Here is a 22,884-nt window from a genome sequence, read left to right as displayed (position 1 = left end):
GGAGTCCGTCACCAGCCCGGCTGGTCGAAGCCGATGCCGGGGGCCGTCGGGGCCTGCACCAGACCGTCCGCGCCCACCGACGGCTCGCGCACGACGGGGTTGGTGTACACCAGGGACTCGTAGTAGGTGGTGTTGGGTATCGCCATGCACAGGTGGGCGTTGACCACGCCGGTGCCGTGCACCTCGGCGCGCAGCTGGTAGCTGTCGGCCAGGTGCGCGATCCGCAGGGCCCCGGTGATCCCGCCCTTGTACTGCGCGCTCGTGCGCACCCGGCCCGCCGCGCCGGCCGCGACGAAGTCGCCGACGTTCAGGTGCGCGCCGTCGGAGGTCTCGGCGACCAGCAGCGGGACCGAGACCTGCTCGGCCAGCCAGCGGTAGGAGGTGACGCTGAACTCGCGCATCGGCTCCTCGTACCACAGGTAGCCAGCGTCGGCCAGGGCGCGCCCGACGTGGATCGAGTCGGCGAGGTCGAAGCCGGCCGATCCGTCGTACATCAGCGGGACGTCGTCGCCCACGTGCTCGCGCAACTTCACGCAGAGGTCCGCGTCCGCCTTCGGGTCTCCCCAGGCGTGCAGTTTGATGCCGACGTAGCCCAGTTCCAGGCACTGGTCGGCGACGTCGAGATACTCCTCGACGGTGTCGAAGGTGACCGTGCTGGCGTAGGCCGGGACGGCTTCGCGGTACGTGCCCAGCAGCCGGTGGACCGGCTGCCCGGACGCCTTGCCCGCCAGGTCCCAGAGCGCCACGTCGACCAGGCCCAGGGCGTAGATCGGAAGCTCCTCGATCCGGTCCAGCTCCCACAGCCGCTGCCACAGCAGTTCACGCATCAGCGGGTCGCGGCCGATCAGGTCCTCACGGATCCGGCGCGCCACCAGGTCGGCCACGATCACTCCGCGTCTGGTGTGGGCCTCGCCCACCAGGCCCTCGTCGGTGTGGACGCGCAGGATGCCGCCGACCACCGCCGGCTCGGAGCCCGGCAGCCCGGCCCTCCACCGGAAGGGCGGCTGGGCGGGCAGGTCGACCAGTTCAAGGGTCACGTCGGTGATTCGCATCGAAGTCCTTCACGGCTGGAAGTACGGAATCAGGAGCCGGCGGCGCGAGGACCGGTCGCCGTCGCCACGAGCCGGCATCGCTACGAGTCGGCGTCGTCGCCGGGAACGACGCGGCGCCAGATCTCGCGCTGGAACTGATGTGCGGTCATGTCGATGTGTTCTGCCATCAGGGCCTCGGCCCGGCCCGCCTCGCCTGCGGCGACGGCCTCGGCGATCGCCTCGTGCTGCCCGGCGGCCACTCTCAGCGACCCGCCCGCGATACCGGCCAGGCCGATCGCGGTCACCTGACGCTGCAGTCGCCGCACCGCGTCGACGGTGGAGGCGAAGAACATGTTCGCGGCGGCGGCCGCGATGCCGAGGTGGAACGCCTCGTCGGCCAGGGTGAAGGCGTCGAGGTCGGAGCGGTCCGCCGCCTCGGCGGACCGCTGTGCGGCGTCCCGCACCGCCCTGACCTGCGCGGGGGTCGCCCGCTGCGCGGCCAGGTTGGCGGTGGTGGTCTCCAGGTGCCGGCGGAACTCGAACAGCTCGTCGACCTGTCGCAGGTCCGCCGGCAGGAAGCTCGCCAGCGAGTTCTGCCAGGAGGACTCCTCCGGCTCGGCCACGTAGATGCCGCGCCCCTTCTGCACGGACAGCCGACCCAGGGCGGAGAGGATCTTCACCGCCTCCCGGACCACCGTCCGGCTCATCTGGACCTCGTCGGCCAGGTCCTTCTCGGTGGGCAGCCGGGTTCCCGGCCGGAGGCCGGAGCGGACGACGTATTCGAGGATCCGTTCCGCCGCGACCTCGTAACCGGGGCGGTAGCCCTTCACCGGGGCCGCCGGCGCGGATGCGGAGCCGCTCTCTGAGCGAGTCACGACGCTCCCCCACTTTCGCTCGGGAGGCCGCCGGTCGGGGCGGTCCCGCCTCGACGCGTCGGCGCTCCATGTTTCATATATATCAGGCTGCTTGCAGTTCAGTGAAGCATATCCAAACCCTTGACGCCAGGATCCGGCACCCGCAGACTCTTCCCCATCCCAGCTGGGCCGTTTCCTCCGGCCATGCGAGCGCGGGCCGCCATCGGACGCCCCCTCCCCGAGCCCGGCAGTTGCCGCACACTCCCGCAAAGTCGGCCCAGCCCACCACCGAGATCGTGACATGTATCAGATCTATCAGCCCCGCAAACCTCCCCCTCCAGATGGGATGCTCCTATGTACACTCGGCGTAGCGGCGGACACACCGGTCGGGCCGGCAGACGCCCCGCGGCACTCGGCGCGGCCATCGGCCTGATCCTCGGTGCGGCCGGCTGTTCCAGCGGCGGCGGTGACGGCTCCGCGAGCGGTCCGGTCGAGCTCACCTACCGGATCTGGGACGCCAACCAGCAGCCCGCCATGCAGCACGTCGTCGACGCGTTCCACGCCGCCAACCCCTCGGTCAAGGTGACCGTCCAGCTGACCGCCAGCGCGGAGTACTGGACCAAGCTCCAGGCCGACGCCACCAGCGGCAGCGCGCCGGACGTCTTCTGGATGAACGGCCCCAACGCCCAGCTCTACGAGGCCAACGGCATCCTGATGCCGCTGACGGACAGGCTCGCCGCCACCAAGGTGAACCTCTCCGACTACCCGCAGAGCCTGGTCAGCCTGTACAGCTACAAGGGCACCCAGTACGGCATCCCCAAGGACTTCGACACCGTCGGGCTCTGGTACAACAAGAAGCTGTTCGACGCGGCCGGGGTGACGTACCCCGACGACACGTGGACCTGGCAGAACCTCCAGGACGCCGCCGTCAAGCTGACCGACGCATCCAAGGGCCAGTACGGCATCCTGGCACCGCCGTTCAACCAGGAGAACTACTACAACACCATCCTCCAGGCCGGCGGCACGATCATCTCGCCGGACGGGACGTCCTCCGGTTTCGACCAGCCGGCCGCGGTCACGGGCCTGAAGTTCTGGACCGACCTGATCAAGGCCGGGGCCTCACCGTCGCTGAAGTCGATGACCGACACCTACCCCAGCCAGCTCTTCGACTCCGGCAAGATCGCCATGTACTACGGCGGCAGCTGGAACACGCTGGAGTTCTCCAAGAACCCCAACCTCCAGGGGAACGTGGACGTCACGGTGCTGCCGCAGGGGACCAAACGCGCGGGGGTCATCCACGGCCTGGCCAACGTCGCCTATGCCAAGACCAAGCACCCCAAGGAGGCGGCGGCCTTCCTCGCCTTCCTCGGCTCCAAGGACGCCGCGGAGATCGGGGCGAAGGAGGCCGGGGTCATCCCGGCCTTCAACAACACCCAGCAGGCGTGGCTGAGCGCGACCCCGCAGTTCCACCTGCAGTCCTTCCTGGACGAGGTTGCGTACTCGGTCCCGTACCCCACGTCCAGGAACACCTCCGCGTGGCAGAGCAAGGAAGCGACCGTCTTCGCCCCCGTCTGGGACGGGTCGGCCGACCTCGCGGCGGCCGCGAAGGAGATGGCCGGCGTGATGAACACGGCACTGAGCAAGGAAAAGTGAGTTCATGACACAGACCGCGGCCACCCGGCCCGCGGCCCGGTCCGCCCCCGCCCCGCGACGGGCGCGGCACCCCGGGCGCCGCCGCGAACGGACCTGGGCCTATCTCATGATCGCGCCGACGACCATCGGGTTGTCGGTGTTCTACCTGTGGCCCATCGCGCAGACCTTCTACTACAGCTTCACCGACTCCGGCCCGTTCGGCGGGCACGCCTGGGCCGGCACCGCCAACTACACCGCCCTCGTCCACGAGCCGACGGTGGGGCAGGCACTCCTCAACACACTGCTGTACACCGTGCTCCAGCTCGCCGGCATCCCGCTCGCGGTGCTGGTGGCCGCACTGCTCAACCAGAAGGACCTGCGCGGCCGTTCGATCTACCGGGTGGTCTTCTTCCTCCCGGTGGTGACCATGCCGGTGGCCGTCGCGATGCTGTGGCGCTGGATGTACGACGGCAACTACGGCCTCGTCAACAACCTGCTGGCCACGACCGGGATCCACGGCCCGCACTGGGCCTCCGACCCGGCCGTCGCGCTCTACTCGCTGGCCGCGATCGGCATCTGGATGTCGCTCGGCTACAACATGGTGATCTTCCTGGCCGGACTGCAGGGGATCCCCGCCGAGTACTACGAGGCCGCGCGGATGGACGGGGCCGGTCCGGTCCGGATGTTCCTGCGCATCACCGTGCCGCTGCTGAGTCCGAACATCTTCTTCGTCACCGTGCTGACGATGATCAACTCACTGCAGATGTTCGACCTCGCCTACATGATGATGAGCACCCCGGGGGCCGCGGCCGGCGGGGCCAACCCGGCCCTGCCCCGGGTCCGGTCGATCTCGTACCTCTTCTTCGAAAAGGCCTTCGTCGAGCACGACACCGGCTTCGGGGCCGCGGTGGCCTTCGTCCTGGTGGGATTCATCGTGCTGATGACGTTCGTCCAGTTCCGCCTCCAGAAGCGGTGGGTGCACTATGCCTGACACCTCGTCCCCCGTCCGCGCCCCGCGGCTGCGTGCCCGGTCGGTGGCCACCCACGCGGCGCTGATCGCCATGGCCACGGTGATGATCGGCCCGTTCGTGTGGGAGCTCGTCACGGCGCTCAAACCGTTCGCCGAGACCACCCGGCTGCCACCGACCTTCCTGCCGCACCACTGGGAGTGGTCGAACTTCGGCAAGGTGTTCACATCGCTGCCGTTCGGGCGGATGTTCCTCAACACCGTGCTGATGACGGCCGGACGGACCGTCGCCCAGGTGGTCTTCTCCGCGATGGCCGGCTACGCCTTCGCCCGGATGCGTTTCCGCGGCAGCGGGCTGCTCTTCGGCCTGTTCCTGTCGGTGCTGATGGTCCCGGGTCTCGTCTTCCTGATCCCGCAGTACATGATCATCCAGGACCTCGGCTGGCTGAACTCCCTCCCGGGCCTGATCGTCCCCGGCATGTTCAGCGCCTTCGGCACCTTCCTGCTGCGCCAGTTCTTCATGGCGCTGCCGCACGACGTCGAGGAGGCCGCACGGCTGGACGGCGCCAACCCCTGGCAGGTCTTCCGGCACGTCGCGCTCCCGCTGGCCCGGCCGGGCCTGCTGGCGCTCACCATCCTGACCACGCTCTGGTCGTGGAACGACCTGATGTACCCGCTCGTCATCGCCACCGACCCGGAGAAGATGACCCTGTCCGCCGGCCTGGCGACCCTCCAGGGCGAGCACTTCACCGACTACTCGGTCCTGATGGCCGGCGCGCTGATGGCCACCGCACCGATGATCGTCTCCTTCGTCCTGCTGCAACGGCACTTCATCCAGGGGATCGCGTTCACCGGCAGCAAGGGCTGAGGCCCGGACGACCGGCCCCAGCCCCACACTTCCTCGAAAGGACACCGGCATTGGACGACATCACGCTCGGCGTCATCGGCCTCGGCATCCGCAGCGACCTGGTCGAGCTGGCCCACCGGCCCGGCGAGGGCTCGACGGTGGCAGCCGTCTGCGACCTCGACCCGCGCCTGCTGGCGAGCGCACGGGAGCGGTTCGGGCCGCAGGTGCGGACCGCCCAGGACCACCGCGAGCTGCTCGACGCCGGGCTCGACGGGGTCTTCGTGCTCACGCCCGACCACACCCACGAGCGGATCGGGCTGGACTTCCTCGCGGCCGGTGTCCCGGTCTTCCTGGACAAGCCGCTGGCGATCACCACCGGGGGCTGCGACCGGCTGCTCGCGGCGGCCCACAAGCACCGGACCCCGCTGTACGTCGGCCACAACATGCGGCACATGCCGGTCGTGGTCGCCATCCGCCGGCTCATCGAACAGGGCGCGATCGGGCAGGTCAAAGCCGTCTGGTGCCGCCACTTCGTGGGCCACGGCGGGGACTTCTACTTCAAGGACTGGCACGCCGACCGGCGCAACACCACCGGCCTGCTGCTCCAGAAGGGCGCCCACGACATCGACGTCATCCACTGGCTGGCCGGCGGCAGCACCCGCCGGGTGAACGCCCTGGGCGGTCTGACCGTCTACGGCGACATCACCTCGCACCGCGACCGCAGCGGGGAGCGGATGACCGAGTGGCTGTCCACCGAGAACTGGCCGCCGCTCAGCCTCACCGGACTCAACCCGGTGGTGGACGTCGAGGACCTCAGCATGATGCAGATGCAGCTGGACAACGGCGTGCTCGCCAGCTACCAGCAGTGCCACTACACGCCGGACTACTGGCGCAACTACACGGTGATCGGGACGGAGGGACGGCTGGAGAACTTCGGCGACTCCGAGGGCGCCGAGGTGCGGGTCTGGAACCGCCGGTCCGACTACCGCGCCGAGCCCGACGTGACGGTCCGCGTGCACACCCCGGCCGGCACCCACGGCGGCGCCGACCCGGTGCTGGTGGCGGAGTTCCTGCGGTTCGTCCGGGAGGGCGGCAGCACGGTGACCTCCCCGGTGGCGGCCCGCGAGGCGGTGGCCGCCGGGTACGCGGCCACCACGTCCCTGCGCGACGGCGGCAGGCCCGTCGACATCGCGCCCGTCGACCCGGAGCTGGCCGCCTACTTCGCGGGCGGACAGCGCTGAGTCCGGTCCGCCCCCGACCCCGCCCGGCGAAGGACCGGCCGGCGCCGGCCGCCGCACAGCGGCCGCACCGGATCCGCCGGGCCGGTGCCGGTGGGCGACCACACCGCAACCGATCGGCCCGGAGAGTCGTCTGCGATCGTGGCGCCTGACGTGACAGGTGGTCAGGACCCGTGTCGTCAGGTCGGCGCGCGGGGTGGTGGAGCGAACGGGGGCGTGCCATGCGTCGAGTGGTGGGCGCGGTGCTGGGGGTCGGGGTCCTGACGGTGCTGACGGGGGCCGGGGTGGGGCTGTACCCGAACCCGTACGGCAACGACGGGCACAGCAAGCTCTTCTGCGGTGCCGGCTTCCGCGGCCCCGGCTACTCGGCCGAGTTCAACCCGGGGTGCACCGGCGAGCGGGAGGAGATGCGCCGGACCGCGTGGCAGCTGATCGGGGCTGGGGCCGCCGTGGCGGCTGGTGCGCCGGTGCTGTTGCTGATCCGGCGCTCCGGTGGCCGCCGCCCGGCCGGCGGGCCCCGGTCGGACGGTACGTCGACCGGGGATCCCCATCCTGCCGGGTGAGACCGGCACCTGGAGCCGGTCGGCCACCACCGCGTCGCGCACTCCTTCGTCCGCGGCCAGCTCACCGGCGACGGGCGGCACGTCGAGCTGGACGACGTCCGCAGCGAGCGGCCCCCCGCCTCGACACCGCCGCCGAACGGGCCCGGCTCTCCGGCACCGTCGTCGCGCTCCGGGCGGCGGTCGCGACCGGGCGGCTCAGGCGGGCCCGTTCAGGCCCTCCGGCTCAGGCGGGCCGAGTGCCGGTGCCGCGGCGATCACCCGGTGGAAGGCCCGGATGTGGGCCTCGACGAGTTCCCCCGCGCGGTCCGCGTCCCCGGCTGCGACCGCCTCGTAGATGGCGTGGTGCTCGGCGCGGAGCCGGGCCGCCTGGGCCTCCCAGTCCGGGAGCCGGTGGAAGGCGGTGAGGATGGTGTGCCGGACGGCGTTGCGGACGGCGACGGTGAGGTCCGCGATCAGCCGGTTGCCGGCCGCCTCGGCCAGCGCCACGTGGAAGGCGGTGTCGCAGTCGTTGAACCCCTCGCGGGTCAGCCCGGCCTCGTCCATCCGCAGCAGCGGCTCCCGCAGGCGGGCCAACTGCTCGGCGGTGGCGTGCCCGGCGGCCAGGCGCGCGCTGGAACGCTCCAGGCTCGCCCGGGCCTCGAAGACGTCCCCGAGCGGGAAGTTCGCGAGCGCCAGGTGGAGCCGCAGCAGCTGGGTGAGCCCCTCGCTGGGCAGCGCGGCGATCACCGTGCCGGAGTCCGGGCCGGTTCCCACCCGGGAGCGCACCACGCCCTGGGCCTCCAGCACCCGCAGCGCCTCCCGGATGGCGGCCCGGCTGACGCCGAGCAGCTCGACCAGCTCACGCTCGGGCGGCAGCCGGTCGCCGACGCCGAGCCGGCCCGACAGGAACTGCTCCTCGATCCGCGCCAGCACCAGCTCGTACGTCCGGGCACGGGGCACCGGCTCCCATGCCGCGTCCGCCATGTCGGGCCCTCCCCGTCTCGTACGCTCGATCGCCTCATCCTAGCCCGACGCATGAATGGTCTGACCAAAGGGTCGGCCTCCCTGTAGAGTGTCGCGAAATACATGGTCAGACCAAAGCCGCAAGGCTCTGTCCCGAGACGCGAGGAAGCCCGCGATGCGTGTCGCACTCTTCGTCACCTGCGTCAACGACACCCTCTACCCCGGTACCGGGCGGGCGGTCGTGACGCTGCTGGAACGGCTCGGCGTGGACGTCGACTTCCCCGCCGCCCAGACCTGCTGCGGCCAGCCCCAGTACAACACCGGCTACCGCGCCGAGACCGTCCCACTGGCCCGCCGCACCGCCGCCGCCTTCGCCGGGTACGACTTCGTGGTCACCCCGTCCGGCTCCTGCGCCGCGATGGTCCGGGACAACTACCCCCGGCTGGAGGGGGCCGGCACCGGCGACCTGCCCGACCGGGTGTACGAGCTCACCGAGTTCCTGGTCGACGTGCTGGGCGTCACCGACGTCGGCGCGCACTACCCGCACACCGTCACCTACCACCCGTCCTGCCACGGGCTGCGGATGCTCGGCCTCGGCGACCGGCCGCTGCGGCTGCTGCGGGCCGTACGGGGGCTGACACTGGTGGAGCTCCCGGGCGCGGAGGAGTGCTGCGGCTTCGGCGGCACCTTCTCGGTCAAGAACCCGGCCGTGTCCGCCGCGATGGGCGCCGACAAGGTGCGCAACGCGCGGTCCACCGGCGCGCAGGTGCTGTGCGGCGCCGACAACTCGTGCCTGATGCACCTCGACGGCACACTGCGCCGCCTGGGCGCCCCGCTGCGGACCGTCCACCTGGCGGAGATCCTCGCCTCCACCACGGACGGAGCAGCGGTGTGAGCGGCACCTACCTGGGCATGCCGGCCTTCCCCGAGGCCGCGGCCGCCTCCACCCGGGACGCGCGGCTGCGCGCCAACCTCACCCACGCCACCCGCACCATCCGCGACAAGCGGGCCGCAGCGGTCGCCGAGCTGGACGACTGGGCGCAGCTGCGGCAGGCCGGCAAGGAGATCAAGGACCGCACGCTGCTGCGCCTGGACCACCACCTGCTCCGGGCGGAGGCCGCCGTGACCGCGGCCGGCGGGACGGTGCACTGGGCGACGGACGCCGCCGAGGCCAACCGGATCGTCACCGACCTGGTCAAGGCGACCGGCGAGCGCGAGGTGGTCAAGGTCAAGTCCATGGCCACCCAGGAGATCGGCCTCAACGAGGCACTGGCCGCCGAGGGCATCACGGCGTACGAGACCGACCTCGCCGAGCTGATCGTGCAGCTGGGCGACGACCTGCCCTCGCACATCCTGGTCCCGGCGATCCACCGCAACCGCACCGAGATCCGCGACATCTTCCGTGCCGCGATGGGCAGATGGGGACGGGCCGCCCCCGAGGGCCTGACCGACCGACCGGCGGACCTCGCCGAGGCGGCCCGGCTGCATCTGCGGGAGAAGTTCCTGCGGGCCAAGGTCGCCGTCTCCGGCGCCAACTTCCTCGTCGCCGAGACCGGCAGCCTGGTGGTCGTCGAGTCCGAGGGCAACGGCCGGATGTGCCTGACCCTCCCCGAGACGCTGATCTCCGTCGTCGGCATCGAGAAGACCGTCCCCACCTGGCGGGACCTGGAGGTGTTCCTCCAGCTGCTCCCCCGTTCCTCCACCGCCGAGCGGATGAACCCGTACACCTCGATCTGGACCGGCACGACCGGCGGGGACGGGCCGCGCGCGTTCCACCTCGTCCTGCTCGACAACGGCCGCACCGACACCCTCGCCGACGAGGTCGGCCGCCAGGCGCTGCGCTGCATCCGCTGCTCGGCCTGCCTGAACGTCTGCCCGGTGTACGAGCGGGCCGGCGGCCACGCCTACGGCTCGCCCTACCCGGGGCCGATCGGCGCCATCCTCACCCCCCAACTGCGCGGGCTGCAGAGCGAGGTGGACGCCTCGCTGCCGTACGCCTCCTCGCTGTGCGGGGCCTGCTACGAGGTGTGCCCGGTGGCCATCGACATCCCCGAGGTGCTGGTGCACCTCCGGGAACGGGTCGTCGGGCAGGGCACCGGCCACCGCGTCGAGCGCGCCGCGGTCAGGGCGGCGACCTGGCTGCTCGACCACCCGGCGGCGTACACCGCGGCCACCCGGGCCGCCGCGCTGACCCGGCGGCTGCACCCGCGCAGCCTGCCGCTGCCCGGCCCCGCCAAGGCCTGGAGCGACACCCGCGACCTGCCCGAGATGCCCGAACAGACCTTCCGCGACTGGTGGAAGAAGAACCGCGCCGAGGGGAACGACCCACGATGAGCAGCTCCCGCGAACGCGTCCTGGCCCGGATCCGGACCGCGCTGGCCGACGTCCCGCTGGCGGCCTCCGACCCGCCGGTGCGGCGCGGCTACCTCCCGGCCCACATCCCGGAGGACCGCGCCACCCTGCTCACCGTGCTGGCCGAGAACCTCACCGACTACCGGGCCGTGGTCCACCGCAGCACCGCCGCCGACCTGCCCGGGCTGATCGCCCACCGCTTGCGCGCACACGGGAGCCGCTCGGTGGCGGTCCCCGCCGACCTGCCGCCCGGATGGCTGGACGCGCTCCATGACATCCAGGTCGTCACCGACTCCGCCGAGCTGACGGCCGGGCGGCTGGACGCGGTGGACAGCGTGCTCACCGGCTGCACGCTCGCGGTGGCCGAGACCGGCACCGTCGTGCTCGACGCGGGCCCCGCCCAGGGCCGGCGCGTCCTCACCCTCGTCCCCGACCACCACCTCTGCGTGGTCCGCGCCGACCAGGTCGTCGCCTCGCTGCCACGGGCCCTGCCGCTGCTGGACCCCACCCGGCCGCAGACCTGGATCTCCGGACCGTCGGCCACCAGCGACATCGAGCTCGACCGGGTGGAGGGCGTGCACGGACCGCGCGGGCTGGAGGTCGTCCTGGTCGGTTGACCAGAGACTCGTCGGCCCGCCGTCACCGCATGTCCGTCGCTGCCGCGGCACCGGCAATCCGTGACGCCGGTGGTCCTCGGGCGGGGGCACCACCGGGCCCCACCGCGCCGGGATTCCCGGCGACCACGCACCGGACGTCCCTCGGTACCTACCGCTACCCGGACGGTTCCTTCCGGGGCCCGGCCGGGGTAGGGGCGAAGCTCGGCGCGCTGGGCGAACTCGCCGGTGGGCAGCGGCTGAACCTGGTCGGCCGGCGACCGGAACCGAGACCGGAGATCGGCTCAGCCGAAGATGTGGATGTTCTCGTCGACCCAGTCGCGCAGGGTCAGCGGGGCTTTCCCGGTGATCGCCTCGACGGCGTCGGAGATCTTCCAGTCCCAGGCGGCCGACTGGCGCTTGAGTTCGAGCAGGGCTTCGAGGCGAGGTCCGCCCCAGCCGAGACGGTCGAACTCGGCTCGGGTCTGGGCCCTGGTGCGTTCGACGACCTCGACCTGCTGGCCGAGGGCTGCGCCGACGATCTCGCCCTGGCACTGCGGGCTGACGGCTTCGCCGCCGGTGAGGGTGTAGGTCTGTCCTTCGTGGCCGGAGGTGGTGAGGACCTTGGCGGCCACGGAGGCGATGTCGCGTGGGTGGATCATGGCGGAGACCGGGTCGCCCTCGGTGACGTACATGGTCCGTTCCTTGGCGATGGTGTCGGCATGGCCGTGGAGGTAGACCATGAACGTGCCGGGGCGCAGGATGGTCCAGGCCAGGCCGGAGTCCTGGACGACCTGCTCGCCCCGGCGGTGGCCGGTGCTCAGCGGGTCGGTGGCGCCGTGGGTGACGCCGCTGGTGGAGAGCTTGACCAGGTGCTTGACGCCGGCGTTGCGGGCGGCTTCGACGAGGGTGCGTTCCTGGACCGGCCCCTCGGGGCCGTAGCCGGGCGGGACGACGAAGACCTGGTCGATGCCGTCGAGTGCGGCGGGAAGGGTCTCGGGCTTGTCGAAGTCGCCGGGGACGACCTCGACGCCGGCGGGGAAGTCGGTCCTCCCGGGCGATCGGGTCATGGCCCGTACGGCCACGCCTGCTGCGGCGAGCTGGGCGGCGAGTTCGCTGCCGACGTTGCCGGTGGCGCCGGTGACGAGAATCATGCGTGGATCTCCTTGGGATGCGCGAAGGGTGTCGGGGTGGCTCCCGCGGGGCTGTGCAGCCCTGCGGGAGCCGGGTGCGAGTGGCGGGTCAGGCCCGGGATCGGGCGGCGGACGGGTCGACGGCCGTCGTGCCCTCGCCTGACCGCTCGGGCCTGGAGCGGCCGTGGTCGTGGCCGCCGCCGAGCTCGGTGTCCTTGAGGAGCAGGGCAATCACCAGTCCGACGAGGACGACCGGGATCACCGCGTGGAAGACGGCGTGGAGCGAGTCCGCGTAGACGTGGGCGAGTTCGAGTCGGACGGAGTCCGGGAGGTGGCGAAGCACGTCGGGCGAGAGCGAGCCGTCCTCGTCGAGGCCGTCGCCGGACCGACCGCCGAGGTGCTCCTGGAGTCCGGTGCCGAGGCGGCTGGACATCAGGGCGCCGAAGGTCGAGACACCATGCCGGTGCCGAGCTGGCGGACGAGGGTGGCGGTGCCCTGCACGGCGCCGATGTCGCGCCTGTCCGCGGTGTTGCGTGCGGCGAGGCTCAGGGCTTGGGAGTTGAGGCCGGCGGCGGTCCCGAGGAGCAGGACGTATCCGGTGGTGAGGGCGAGGCCCGTCCGGGGACCGGCGGTACGGAACAGCAGGGCGGCGACGGCGAAGAGCGCCATGCTGAGCACCGGGAACCAGCGGTAGGAGCCGGTGCGCCCGATGACCTTGGTGCTGGCCCAGGAGGCCAGGACGACGCTGAGCATCATTGCGGTGAGCAGGTAGCCGGATGTCCGTACGTCCAGGCCGAGGACGGTCTGGAACCACAGCACCAGGTAGTTGATCAGCCCGGGGCCGACGAGACCGGCGACGAAGCCGAGGAGGACGACGATGGTGAAGGTGCGGTTGCCGAAGAGCCGGAGCGGGATCACGGGGTCGGCGGCGCGCCGCTGGGACAGGACGAACAGCGTTACCGCGAGGACGGATCCCGCGGCGAGGCCGATGGTCATCGGAGAGTTCCAGGCGTACGTGGTGCCGACCCAGCCGGTGAGCAGGTTCAGGGCGACGATCGCGACGACGAGCAGGACGATGCCGGCGTAGTCGATGCGGGCCTTCGTGGACTGCGCGGGCAGCCGCAGCATCGAGGAGACGACGATCAGGACCACGGCGCCGATGGGCAGGTTGACGTAGAACACCCATCGCCAGCCGACGAGGTCGGTCAGGATGCCGCCGAGGGCGGGACCGGCGAGCGAGGCGGCGCCGAAGGTGAGGGAGAACCACCCGTGGTAGCGGGCGCCTTCTCGTGGCGAGAACATCTCGCCGAGGAGGGCGAGGACGCAGATGAACAGGCCACCACTGCCGACACCCTGAACGGCTCGGAAGGCGATCAGCTGATCCATCGTCCGGGCGAGGCCGCAGATCGCCGATCCGGCGAGGAAGACGGTGACGGAGGCGAGGAAGACGCGCTTGCGTCCGAACAGGTCGCCGAGCTTTCCGAAGACGGGGGCGGCTGCGCTCCCGCCGATGAGGTAGGCGGTGGTGACCCAGGCGAACCGGTCGAGTCCACCCAGGTCGCTCACCACGCGGGGCAGCGCGGTGGCGACGATCTGGGAGTCGAGCAGGGAGAGGAAGACGGCCGCCATGAGGGTCAGGACGACCGTATGGGTCTTGGCCGACGGAGCCGGTGCGGCAGAGGCGCCGGGTTCACGTGAGCGGGAGGTCACGAGGGAGTCCTTGTGATCGAGGAGCGGCGCCGCGATACGCGGCATCGCCCGGAGTGGGAGTACGCAGAACGAACTCGCTGAAGAACGCCGCCTGTCGTTGGCAGCGGAGATGGGGTGGTCGGATCTCGTCCGACTCCGGCCGTCGTCGGCCCTCTCAACCGTTGATCAGTCGTCAGCAGAGCTGCTGATCACGGTTCTTCGCTGTTCGTCTCGCCTCTTGGCACTCCTCGGTGTCGATCACTGGATGTCCGTAACCGTAGTGAAGGGTCCGGGGCGGCGCAACTGCTTTGTCTCACGGGCGAACACACGGGCGGCGGTGGGCAGGGGCCCGGCGGCACCGCGGCGCCGCCGGGCCGGGATGGGAGGCGGGTCAGCCGATGGCGGTGGCGAAGACGTGCGTCTGGTCGCCGGTGGTGGGCAGGGTCAGGTAGGCGACGGTCTTGCCCGCCTGCAACGGGACGGTCGAACAGTAGATGCTGACCGGGTGGTCGGTGACGCCGCCGTGGCCGGCGTTGCGGCGCGGGAGGGTGGCGAGGATGTCGGCCCCGGCCGCCGGGCTGTTGTCCCACCAGTCGGAGACCGCGAGGGTGAAGGCCTGGGTGGTCCCGTCGGTGTAGGTGACCGTCCCCGATCCGGACCCCGGGCCACCGGTGTTGGTGAGCAGCAGGCCGAGCCTGCCGCCCGATCCGGACGTCGCGATCATCTGGCCGTTGGCGCGGACGTTGTCGTTGCTGCCGGGGGCGGTGTCGGGCCAGTGGAAGGAGAGGCCGTCGTGGGTGAAGGTCGCCGCGCGGCCGAGGCCGGCCGCCGCCAGGGTCTGCGCCGACAGGCTCCGGCCGCCGCCGTCCAGGTCGGCCGCGGCCTGGGCGGCGTCGTCGCTGATCCCGCGGTTGTCGAAGGCGGCCGCGAGCGAGGTGTACGGCACGCTGAGCCGGCCGCTCGCCCCGTCCTTGACCGGCGCGCCGCGGTAGCCGGCGCCGGCCTGGTACTCGGCGGTACCGGCCGCGGCGTTCGCGGGGGCGGTCAACTGCCAGGTGGTGGTGGCCGTCCGGCCCGCGCCGAGCGAGGGGAAGCCCGCCGGCGTGGTGGCCCGGGCGGTCCAGCCGGGCGGCGGGGTGAGGGTGAGGGTGAGGTCCGACAGGGCGCGCGCGGTGCTGTTGACGTACGTGGTGGTCACCGTGGTGCTGGTGCCCGGTGCGACGACCGCGGGGCCGCGGACCGAGAGCGGGTTCGGCACGGTGGTCCAGGCGGTCGCCTCCGAGCTGAACCGGGCGCCGGTGTGCATCTCGTGGGCGACCAGCGGGACGTCGCCGACGGTGGCGTCGGCGGGCGGGGTGACCCGCCACCTGACGGTGACCGTCCGGCCCGGGGCGATGCTCCCGAAGGCGGCGGGGTCGGTGGGCGTGGCCGTCCAACCGGTGGGTGCCTTCAGGCCGATGGTGGTGTTCCTCACCGCGGCGGTGCCGGTGTTGGTGTACGTGGTGGTCACCGTGGCGGCGGCGCCGCGGCCGGTGGTCGTGGGTGCGGTGACCGTGATCGGGGCCCTGACCTTCTGGGGAGCCCCGAGGGTCAGGAACCGGATCCTGGCCGTCCCGCCGGACCCCGCGTCGCGGTAGGCGATGGTCTGGGCACCGGCGGTGTAGTCCGCCGAGCCGCTCGGGGTGACGGTGGCGAGCTGGTGCCAGGTGCCGTCGTACACCGTCGCGGTGCTGGTCCCGTCCGCGACCAGGTAGCCGCCGTCGGGCACGGTGGTGGTGAAGGCGACCGTCCGGCCGTTCAGGGTGACCGAGGGGTTGGTGACGGTGCCGCCGGAAGCTCGCAGTTGGAACCGCAGGGGTTGCGCCTGCTGGGAGTTGGTGTACTGCCAGGTGCTCGTCGTCCCGTCGCCCGCCGCGCCGAGTGCGTCCTTCGGGTAGTCGACGTGGTACAGGTTCCACTCCTTGCCCGGCACGGTGTTCTCCAGGTGCCAGCGGGAGTCCGCGTCCTTCATCGCGGTGGTCTGCGCGTCGGTGAAGGCGTGCGCGTTGCGGGCCGCCTCCCACTGCTTCCAGGCCTCCAGGACGCCGGCCGTGTTGCCGCTGCCGTTGAACCCGGACACGCTGGCCTGCAGTCCGGCGCCCGCGTTCCAGCCCGCCATCTTGGAGAGCTGCCACTCCTGCTCGAGGACCGAGTCGGTCGGGTGGTAGGTGACCCATCCCATCATGTCGGGAAGGTAGTTGCGCTGGTAGTAGGCCTGGTGGTCGACGAGTTCCGGGTACTTCGTCCCGTGGGATCCCTCGCCCCAGCTCGCGCGACCGATGGCGTCCCAGACGCCCGGCAGGACGTTGCTGCCCTCCGAGATGAAGTCGTCGGTGTTGTGCAGCTGCCGGTACATCCCGTTGAAGAGCTTGTTGGTGCCGAACGTCCCGTAGCCGGCCAGGGTGGCGGTCTCCAGGCCGTCGAAGGACATCGCCTTGAGGCCGGTGGTGTTGAAGATCTGCGCGAAGCGGCTGGCGAGCCCCGGGAGCATCGACATGCCGGCGTCGAACTGGTCATAGGCGTACCACTGCATGCGGGCCAGGTCGGCGCCGGCCGGGTGGGCGGCTGCGGTGGTGCCCCAGCCGCCACGGGCGCTGAGGGTCACCTGGTACTCGGTCGACGAGCCGGGCACCTTCGTCACGGTGCCGAACTTCAGCAGTTCGTTGCCGGTCCGCAGCGCGTTCCCGCGCCCGCCGGTGAAGACGGTGTCGCCGTCGACGTAGGCCACCGTGGCCGAGGCGTCCAGCGGCCGGGTCAGCCTGACCGATCCCATGGTCGCGAGCCCGGGGTCGGGCACCGGCGTCACGTACGGGTCGTTGGTGTCGATCGCGTTGGACAGGGTGTGCACGCCCACCGCCGTGCCGCCGGCCGCCGCGGTGCGGGCCAGCCCGGCCGCACCGGCGTCCGAACCGCCGAAGGAGCCGTCGAACTGGTAGTGGCCGGTCGACTTCCAGGGGCCCACCGCGTTCGGCAGCGAGTAGAGGTACCGGATCCCGGCCTTCCGGGCGTACTCGCTCGCCTTGGCGGAATTGCCGGTGTTCAGGTCGCCGAGCACCAGGAAGGACTGCGAGGCGCCCTGCGAGGTCTTCCCCCACTCCCCGTCGATCGTGGTGTGCGGCAGGCCCTCGCCCGTCTCGATCCCGGACAGGGTGCCGAGGACGTTCGCCGGCGCGGTGCCGAACAGGGCGATCCTGGAGCCCTTGATCACCGCGTCGTCGCCGCTCAGCGGCGGGACCGCCACGTCGGGCTCGTGCATGTCGTCCCAACCCACCGAGCGGTGGCGGGTCCTGGTGTAGTCGTAGGTGTACGCCTGGAGGATGCTGCCCCAGTCGGTCTGGGAGGCGCTGAACCACCCGAACGGCCAGGGCGACACGCCCGCCTTGCGCGGACCGTCGGGATGGCTGAGCTTGTCGAACTCGTCCGGCCAGCCGCCGACGGTCTTGTCGTTGAGCCCGTGGATGCCGATCGCGAACGTGCTGTCGCGCACCACACCGACCGTCTCGCCCACGGTCTGCGTGATGCCGGTGGTGATCGGGCCCCAGAGCAGGGTCTGGACGTCCACTCCGGCCGGGGCGCTGACGCTCGTCACCTCCAGTGTGGCGTACGCCGACCTGCTCACCACCCGTACGCCGACCTTGATGCCCTTCCCCGCGAACCCGAAGGCGTAGGTACACGAGGCCGCGTCGTACGAGAGCGAGGTGGGCAGTTGCTGCGCACCGTCCGCCACCAACTTGATCAGCGGCGACCGGTGGTCCGCACTCGCGTAGTCACGGCCGCTCGCCGCATCCACCAGACCGGTCACCGTCCCCGCGCCGTTCAGCGCGATCCGCAGCGAACCGGCCCGGATCGTGTACGTGGCACCGGCGGCCGACGCCGCCGGGACCGTCACGCCCGTCGCCATGACGACCACCGCCGCCGACAGGCCGGCAAGAGCGCTTCTTCGATTCCTCATCCTGCTGTCACCTCGTGTCGCGAAACGGGCGGGAACGCATGGGCACGTCGTCTCTGGACTGCACGAGAGGCCGGATGGATAGATCTGATGTATTCAACCCTTGCGACTCGAACCGACCAGATCGTCCGCATGCGGCCACCGGCCAAGGACCGACCACTGCCTGGTCCGCCGCCACCGGTGCGGGCAGCCGCCACCTGTGAGCTGCGCCACCTTGAGGTGCACGAGTCTGGGCGCTGGATCCTTACCCGTCAAGGCTTTAGATCAGATTCATCGAGCCCACGCATCGAGATAGATATGAACCATCGCCACCGGAAGTGAACACCCTGGGCGGAGTGGGAGGCCTCGTCGGCGGGGACGCCACCGTTGGGACTCACCTCGGGCACAGTGCCACCCTGACGTTCCCGACCTTCGGGACGCCGATCGAGGCCGACGTCCGGCGACCCGGACCGACCGGCGTCCGGGATCACGAACGAGACCGCCCCCGGACGGGGTCGGGAACCCGTCCGGGGGCGGCCTCCGCCGCGCGGGGTCAGTGGTCGGCGCCGACCCCCAGGCGCAGGGTGAGGACCTGGAACGGACGCAGCGTCAGGCCGACCTGCCGGGGGCCGGTCCGCTCGGCGGCCGGTGCCTCGGCCGGGGCGACCTCGCGCTCCAGGAGGTCGGTCACGGCGACCCGTCCCAGCGGGAAGCCGGTGCTCACCCGGGCCCTGGCCCGGCGGCCCAGGGCCTCGTAGAGGCGGACGACCACGTCGCCGGAGCGGTCGTCGGCGAGCTTGACCACCTCGACCACCACGGCCTCGTTGTCGGTGGCCACCAGCGGTGCGACCGCGCCGGCACCGGGCACGGCCCGCTCGGGCAGGTTGAGCGCGTAGCCCTCGCGGACGGCGTCGGCGATCTCCGCGCCGACGACGAGCACGTACCGCAGCCGGTGGCGGCCCTGGTCGGCGTCCGGGTCGGGGAACCGGGGAGCCCGCAGCAGCGTGAGCCGGACGGTGGTGGTGGTGCCGCCGTCCGCGCGCACGTCCCGGGTGACCTCGTGCCCGTACGTCGAGTCGTTGACCACGGCCACGCCGCGGTCGCGCTCTCCGACGTGCAGGAAGCGGTGGGCACAGAACTCGAACTTGGCGGCGTCCCAGCTGGTGTTGGTGTGGGTGGGACGCTGGACGTGGCCGAACGGGATCTCGGCGCTGGAGTGGTCGGCCCGCAGGTCGAACGGGATGTCGTGGAACTGGTGCAGCAGCACCGTCTTCCACAGCCGGTCCAGCGCCTCGTACGGGTAGGGGTGACCGGTGCGGACGGCCGCCGCCGCGCACCAGAGCTCGGCCTCACGCAGCAGGTGCTCGCTGCGCCGGTTGCCCTGCTTGGTGCGCAACTGGCTGGTGAGGGTGCCGCGGTGGAACTCCAGGTAGAGCTCGCCGACCCACACCGGCGCGTCGGGGTACTCGGCCTCGGCGCGGGCGAAGAAGTCCGCCGGGGACGGCTCCGAGCACGCCCTGCTCGCCTGGCGCCCGACCGCCCGCTTCGGCCACCGGCCCGCCCCTCTCCCCCTGACGGCGCTGGACGGCGCGGCCCGCTACCGCGACCCGGACACCGGCGAGGAGTACGACGGCGCGGCCCTCCGGCACCGGGGCCTCGACCTGCTCCTCCCGGCCGGGGACCACGCCAGCCGCCTGATCCGGCTCAGCCGCCTCGACTGACCGCCTGCCGGTCCGGCCACCACCGCTCCCGTTCCACGCCCACGGAGGTCCGCCAGCAATGAACGCCCGCAAGGTCCTGGTCGTCGGCATCGACGGCGTCCGCCTCGACCTGCTGCCCGCCCTGCACATCCCCCACCTCGACGGGGTCGCCGCCGCCGGCTTCCTCGGCCGCGTCGAGATCGACGCCACCACCCCCACCATGTCCGGCCCCTGCTGGGCCACCGTCACCACCGGCGTCGGCGTCGCCAAGCACGGCGTCTGGGGCAACCGGTTCCACGGCAACCGCTTCGACGTCTTCCCCGACTTCACCACCCGCCTCGCCGCCGAACACGGCCTGCGCACCCTCGCCATCGGCGGCTGGACCCCGATGTTCCTCGCCCGCGAGGGCGGCCCGATGTTCACCGCCCCCAGCCGCCTGAGCTACATCGCCCCCACCGCCGACACCCCCGCCGCCTGGGAGGACTGCGACGAGAACGTCACCGTCGAGGCCGCCCGCACCCTCACCACCGTCCCCGACCTCGACGCCGCCTTCGTCTACCTCGGCGCCGTCGACGAGACCGCGCACTTCCTCGCCTGCGGCCCCGAGTACCGCGCCTCCGTCGAAACCGCCGACCGGCGCCTCGGCCGGCTCCTCGACGCCCTCCGGGAACGCCCCTCCCACGGCCGGGAGGACTGGACCGTCATCGTCGTCACCGACCACGGCCACCGCGACGAGGGCGGCCACGGCGGCCGCTCCGAACAGGAACTCACCGCCTGGATCGCCGCCAGCGGCCCCGACATCCCCGCCGGCCCGCCCCCGGTCGACCTCCGGCACGCCGACGTCGCCGCCCACGTCTACGCCGCCCTCGGCATCGCGCCCGACCCCCACTGGTCCCTCGACGGACGCCCCTTCAGCACCACCCACACCGCCCTGCACTGACACCGGGCGGACGACTCGGGCGAGGGCCGACCACCGGTGGTCGGCCCTCGTTCCGGCCCGGCGTCCGCCGTCCCGCGAGAACGTCCCGAATTCGGCGGAGCAGGAACCGGTGAAACAGGCCGTGGTATTTCCGCCCGGCTTTACCGCCTCCCCTGCCGACCGCCGGGAGCCCCCCGCCACCTGGGCCGTGAGGCACTGTCAGTGCCTCCCCCTACTCTGGAATCAACGTTGGAGGGGGCGCCGGAAAAGGCGTCGGAAGAGCGCGGGAAATGGGTAGGGGAATGTCTGCGAACAGGATCAAGCACAAGGTCAACCACGTCTCCCTGGTGGTGGACAGGTCCGGCTCGATGCGCCAGCACGAGGGGCAGCTGGTCCGGGTGGTGGACGAGTTCGTGAAGGGCCTCCAGGAGGAGTCCGACCGCCTCGGGCACGAGACCCGGATCAGCCTCTACGCCTTCGACCACGAGGTGCAGAACCTGGTCTGGGACATGGACGTCAAGCACCTGCCGTCCCTGAAGGGCCTCTACCGCGTCAACAACGGCGCGACGGCCCTGATCGAGGCGGCCGTGAAGTCCGTCGACGACCTCAGGAACATCTGGGAGGGCTACGGCGAGCACTCCTTCCTCCAGGTCGTGGTCACCGACGGCGAGGAGAACGCCTCCGGCTTCTCGGAGACCGGCGGGATGCACACCCGTATGAACGGCGGCCGCGGCACCGCCGTCCTGCGCACCTGGATGGACCGCATCCAGGGCGCCATGGACGGCCTCCCCGACCACTGGACGTCGGCGATCCTCGTCCCGAACTCCCTGGCCAAGCGCACCGCCCAGGAGTACGGCTTCCCCGCCGGCAACATCGCCATCTGGGACGCCGACTCCAGCAAGGGCGTCGAGGAGGCCATCGGCACCGTCAAGGCCGCCGCCACCGGCTTCCTGCGCGGCCGCGAGAAGGGCGTGCGCGGCACCAGGAACCTCTTCACCATGGGCCAGGACCTCAGCACCGCCGACGTCACCGCCAACCTCGACGCCCTCGACCCGGGCCGGTACATCCTCGTCCCGGTCGACCGGGCCGCGCCCATCCGCGAGTTCGTCACCACCGCCGGACACCCCTACAAGAGCGGCTGCGCGTTCTACGAGCTCTCCAAGCGCGAGAAGATCCAGGGCACCAAGCAGCTCGCCGTCGCGGAGAAGGACCCTGCCACCGGCCGGACGACCGGCAAGGTGTTCTCCGGCCCGGCCGCCCGCCGGCTGCTCGGCCTCCCCCAGTCCGAGGCCACGGTCAAGCCCGGCGACAACCCCTCGTACACCGTGTTCGTCCAGTCCACCTCCGTCAACCGCAAGCTGGTCCCCGGCACCAGGCTGCTCGTCATGCTGTAGGACGGCCGGCCCGGGTGCCCGCCGGGGCTCAGGCGGACGCCGAGGCCGGGGTGTCGAGCAGGGCCAGGTCCTCCCCGGTCAGGCGCAGCGCGCCGGCGGCGATGTTCTCGGTGAGGTGCGCCGGGTTCGTCGTGCCGGGAATGGCCAGGACGTGCGGGCCGCGGTGCAGGGTCCAGGCGAGCCGCACCTGGGCCGGCGTCACGCCGTGGGCCCGGGCGACGGTGTGGACGCGGGCGTCCTGCTCCCGGGCCGCGGCCGCCTCGCGCCGCAGGCCGGAGACGGCGAAGAACGGGACGAAGGCGATGCCCTGCTCCCGGCAGAGGTCCACCAGCCCGTTCTCGTCGGCGGTGCGCCAGTCCAGGCCGTAGGCGTTCTGGACGCAGACCACGGGCGCGACCGCCCGGGCCTCGGCCAGCTGTTCCGGACGGACGTTGGAGAGCCCGAGGTGCCGGACCAGGCCCGCTGCGCGCAGGTCCGCGAGGGCACCGAAGTGCTCGGCGATCGAGGCCGTTACGGGGCCGATGTGGCGCAGGTTCACCACGTCCAGATGGTCCCGGCCCAACTGGCGCAGGTTCTCCTCGACCTGGCCGCGCAACTGGTCGGGCCGGGCCGTGAACCACTCGCCGGAGGGGTCACGGCCCGGCCCGACCTTGGTCACCACGACCACCTCTCCCGGCCAGGTCGACAGCGCCCGGTTGACGAGCTCGTTCGCGGACCGCAGCGGCGAGAAGTAGAAGGCCGCCGTGTCGACGTGGTTGACGCCCCGGTCGAACGCGCCGTGCAGCAGCCGGACGGCCGCCTCGCGCCCGACCGGCACGCCGGCCGAGTTCCCCATCATGCCGTTGCCGGTCAGCCTCATCGCGCCGTAGCCGACCCGGTTCACCTCCAGGTCGCCGAGCCTCCACGTCCCTGCCGCCGCTGCCTCGCTCACCGTGCTCCTCCACCCGTCGGACCGTCAGGTTCTGGAGTATGAGGCCGTCGTGGGCGTCGACGACAGACCGCCGGGCCGAGCGGAACGTCACATCCTGATCGGGAACGAACCGTCGTGCGCGGCCGTTGGACC

Annotated in this window: 19 protein-coding genes and 1 pseudogene; 11 read left to right on the top strand and 9 right to left on the bottom strand. The window is 71.8% G+C overall.

The annotated features are described in order from the left end of the window. Positions 1-8: 8 nt before the first annotated feature. Positions 9-1,052, bottom strand: a complete 1,044-nt coding sequence (locus ACIOFR_RS30290; protein ID WP_401002416.1) for an enolase C-terminal domain-like protein — start codon at positions 1,050-1,052, stop codon at positions 9-11. Between the two features lie 80 nt (positions 1,053-1,132). After that, entirely contained in the window at positions 1,133-1,906 is a 774-nt protein-coding gene (locus ACIOFR_RS30285) for a FadR/GntR family transcriptional regulator (protein WP_401002415.1), read from the bottom strand. A gap of 333 nt (positions 1,907-2,239) precedes the next feature. Between ACIOFR_RS30285 and ACIOFR_RS30280 the strand changes: the two genes are divergently transcribed. From ACIOFR_RS30280 to ACIOFR_RS30260, 5 genes are all read left to right on the top strand, one after another. Continuing rightward, entirely contained in the window at positions 2,240-3,538 is a 1,299-nt protein-coding gene (locus tag ACIOFR_RS30280) for an ABC transporter substrate-binding protein (protein ID WP_401002414.1), read from the top strand. Positions 3,539-3,542: 4 nt separating this feature from the next. After that, on the top strand, positions 3,543-4,508 hold the full coding sequence (locus tag ACIOFR_RS30275) for a carbohydrate ABC transporter permease (protein ID WP_401002413.1): 966 nt from the start codon (positions 3,543-3,545) through the stop codon (positions 4,506-4,508). Beyond that, positions 4,501-5,352: a carbohydrate ABC transporter permease gene (locus ACIOFR_RS30270; RefSeq protein ID WP_401002412.1), complete on the top strand. Its 852-nt coding sequence runs from the start codon at positions 4,501-4,503 to the stop codon at positions 5,350-5,352. The genes ACIOFR_RS30275 and ACIOFR_RS30270 overlap by 8 nt, the downstream gene beginning before the upstream one ends. 50 nt (positions 5,353-5,402) lie before the next feature. Further along, positions 5,403-6,572, top strand: coding sequence for a Gfo/Idh/MocA family protein (locus ACIOFR_RS30265; RefSeq protein ID WP_401002411.1), 1,170 nt, complete (start codon positions 5,403-5,405; stop codon positions 6,570-6,572). Between the two features lie 218 nt (positions 6,573-6,790). Next, positions 6,791-7,132 (top strand): hypothetical protein, encoded by a 342-nt coding sequence (locus ACIOFR_RS30260; RefSeq protein ID WP_401002410.1) that lies wholly within the window; start codon positions 6,791-6,793, stop codon positions 7,130-7,132. A gap of 195 nt (positions 7,133-7,327) precedes the next feature. On the opposite strand, the gene ACIOFR_RS30255 is transcribed toward ACIOFR_RS30260, so the two are convergent. Continuing rightward, on the bottom strand, positions 7,328-8,095 hold the full coding sequence (locus ACIOFR_RS30255) for a FadR/GntR family transcriptional regulator (RefSeq protein ID WP_401002409.1): 768 nt from the start codon (positions 8,093-8,095) through the stop codon (positions 7,328-7,330). Positions 8,096-8,249: 154 nt separating this feature from the next. Here ACIOFR_RS30255 and ACIOFR_RS30250 point away from each other — a divergent pair, with 154 nt between their 5' ends. From ACIOFR_RS30250 to ACIOFR_RS30240, 3 genes are read left to right on the top strand one after another with little or no spacing between them, the layout of a single operon-like run. Continuing rightward, complete coding sequence (locus ACIOFR_RS30250; protein ID WP_401002408.1) at positions 8,250-8,969, top strand: (Fe-S)-binding protein; 720 nt, start codon at positions 8,250-8,252, stop codon at positions 8,967-8,969. Continuing rightward, positions 8,966-10,408, top strand: coding sequence for a lactate utilization protein B (locus tag ACIOFR_RS30245; protein ID WP_401002407.1), 1,443 nt, complete (start codon positions 8,966-8,968; stop codon positions 10,406-10,408). The genes ACIOFR_RS30250 and ACIOFR_RS30245 overlap by 4 nt, the downstream gene beginning before the upstream one ends. Continuing rightward, entirely contained in the window at positions 10,405-11,043 is a 639-nt protein-coding gene (locus tag ACIOFR_RS30240) for a lactate utilization protein C (RefSeq protein ID WP_401002406.1), read from the top strand. Before ACIOFR_RS30245 ends, ACIOFR_RS30240 begins: the two co-directional genes overlap by 4 nt. Positions 11,044-11,324: 281 nt before the next feature. Here the strand turns inward: ACIOFR_RS30240 and ACIOFR_RS30235 are convergent, their stop codons facing one another. The 5 genes and pseudogenes from ACIOFR_RS30235 to ACIOFR_RS30215 form a co-directional block, all read right to left on the bottom strand. Then, positions 11,325-12,173 (bottom strand): NAD(P)H-binding protein, encoded by an 849-nt coding sequence (locus tag ACIOFR_RS30235; protein ID WP_401002405.1) that lies wholly within the window; start codon positions 12,171-12,173, stop codon positions 11,325-11,327. Between the two features lie 88 nt (positions 12,174-12,261). Beyond that, the gene (locus ACIOFR_RS30230) at positions 12,262-12,585 is read right to left on the bottom strand and encodes a hypothetical protein (RefSeq protein ID WP_401002404.1); all 324 of its coding nucleotides are present in this window, start codon (positions 12,583-12,585) and stop codon (positions 12,262-12,264) included. Beyond that, positions 12,585-13,781, bottom strand: a complete 1,197-nt coding sequence (locus ACIOFR_RS30225; RefSeq protein ID WP_401002403.1) for an MDR family MFS transporter — start codon at positions 13,779-13,781, stop codon at positions 12,585-12,587. Before ACIOFR_RS30225 ends, ACIOFR_RS30230 begins: the two co-directional genes overlap by 1 nt. 451 nt (positions 13,782-14,232) lie before the next feature. Beyond that, positions 14,233-17,832: an NEW3 domain-containing protein gene (locus tag ACIOFR_RS30220; RefSeq protein ID WP_401002402.1), complete on the bottom strand. Its 3,600-nt coding sequence runs from the start codon at positions 17,830-17,832 to the stop codon at positions 14,233-14,235. A gap of 529 nt (positions 17,833-18,361) precedes the next feature. Further along, positions 18,362-19,378: pseudogene (locus ACIOFR_RS30215) on the bottom strand (glycoside hydrolase family 38 C-terminal domain-containing protein); the annotation flags it as partial. Here ACIOFR_RS30215 and ACIOFR_RS30210 point away from each other — a divergent pair. From ACIOFR_RS30210 to ACIOFR_RS30200, 3 genes are all read left to right on the top strand, one after another. Next, on the top strand, positions 19,326-19,529 hold the full coding sequence (locus tag ACIOFR_RS30210) for a GH36 C-terminal domain-containing protein (protein ID WP_401002432.1): 204 nt from the start codon (positions 19,326-19,328) through the stop codon (positions 19,527-19,529). The pseudogene ACIOFR_RS30215 and the gene ACIOFR_RS30210 overlap by 53 nt on opposite strands. 58 nt (positions 19,530-19,587) lie before the next feature. Then, positions 19,588-20,448, top strand: a complete 861-nt coding sequence (locus ACIOFR_RS30205) for an alkaline phosphatase family protein (protein ID WP_401002401.1) — start codon at positions 19,588-19,590, stop codon at positions 20,446-20,448. A 281-nt stretch (positions 20,449-20,729) separates the two neighbouring features. Then, positions 20,730-21,821, top strand: a complete 1,092-nt coding sequence (locus ACIOFR_RS30200) for a VWA domain-containing protein (protein WP_401002400.1) — start codon at positions 20,730-20,732, stop codon at positions 21,819-21,821. A gap of 28 nt (positions 21,822-21,849) precedes the next feature. On the opposite strand, the gene ACIOFR_RS30195 is transcribed toward ACIOFR_RS30200, so the two are convergent. Beyond that, the gene (locus ACIOFR_RS30195) at positions 21,850-22,752 is read right to left on the bottom strand and encodes an aldo/keto reductase (RefSeq protein WP_401002399.1); all 903 of its coding nucleotides are present in this window, start codon (positions 22,750-22,752) and stop codon (positions 21,850-21,852) included. Positions 22,753-22,884 lie beyond the last annotated feature (132 nt).

This window comes from Kitasatospora sp. NPDC088346, assembly GCF_044740765.1.
Lineage (GTDB): Bacteria > Actinomycetota > Actinomycetes > Streptomycetales > Streptomycetaceae > Kitasatospora.
The sequence above is the reverse complement of the archived record's forward strand: the minus strand, read 5'-3'. Positions and strand labels throughout refer to the sequence as shown.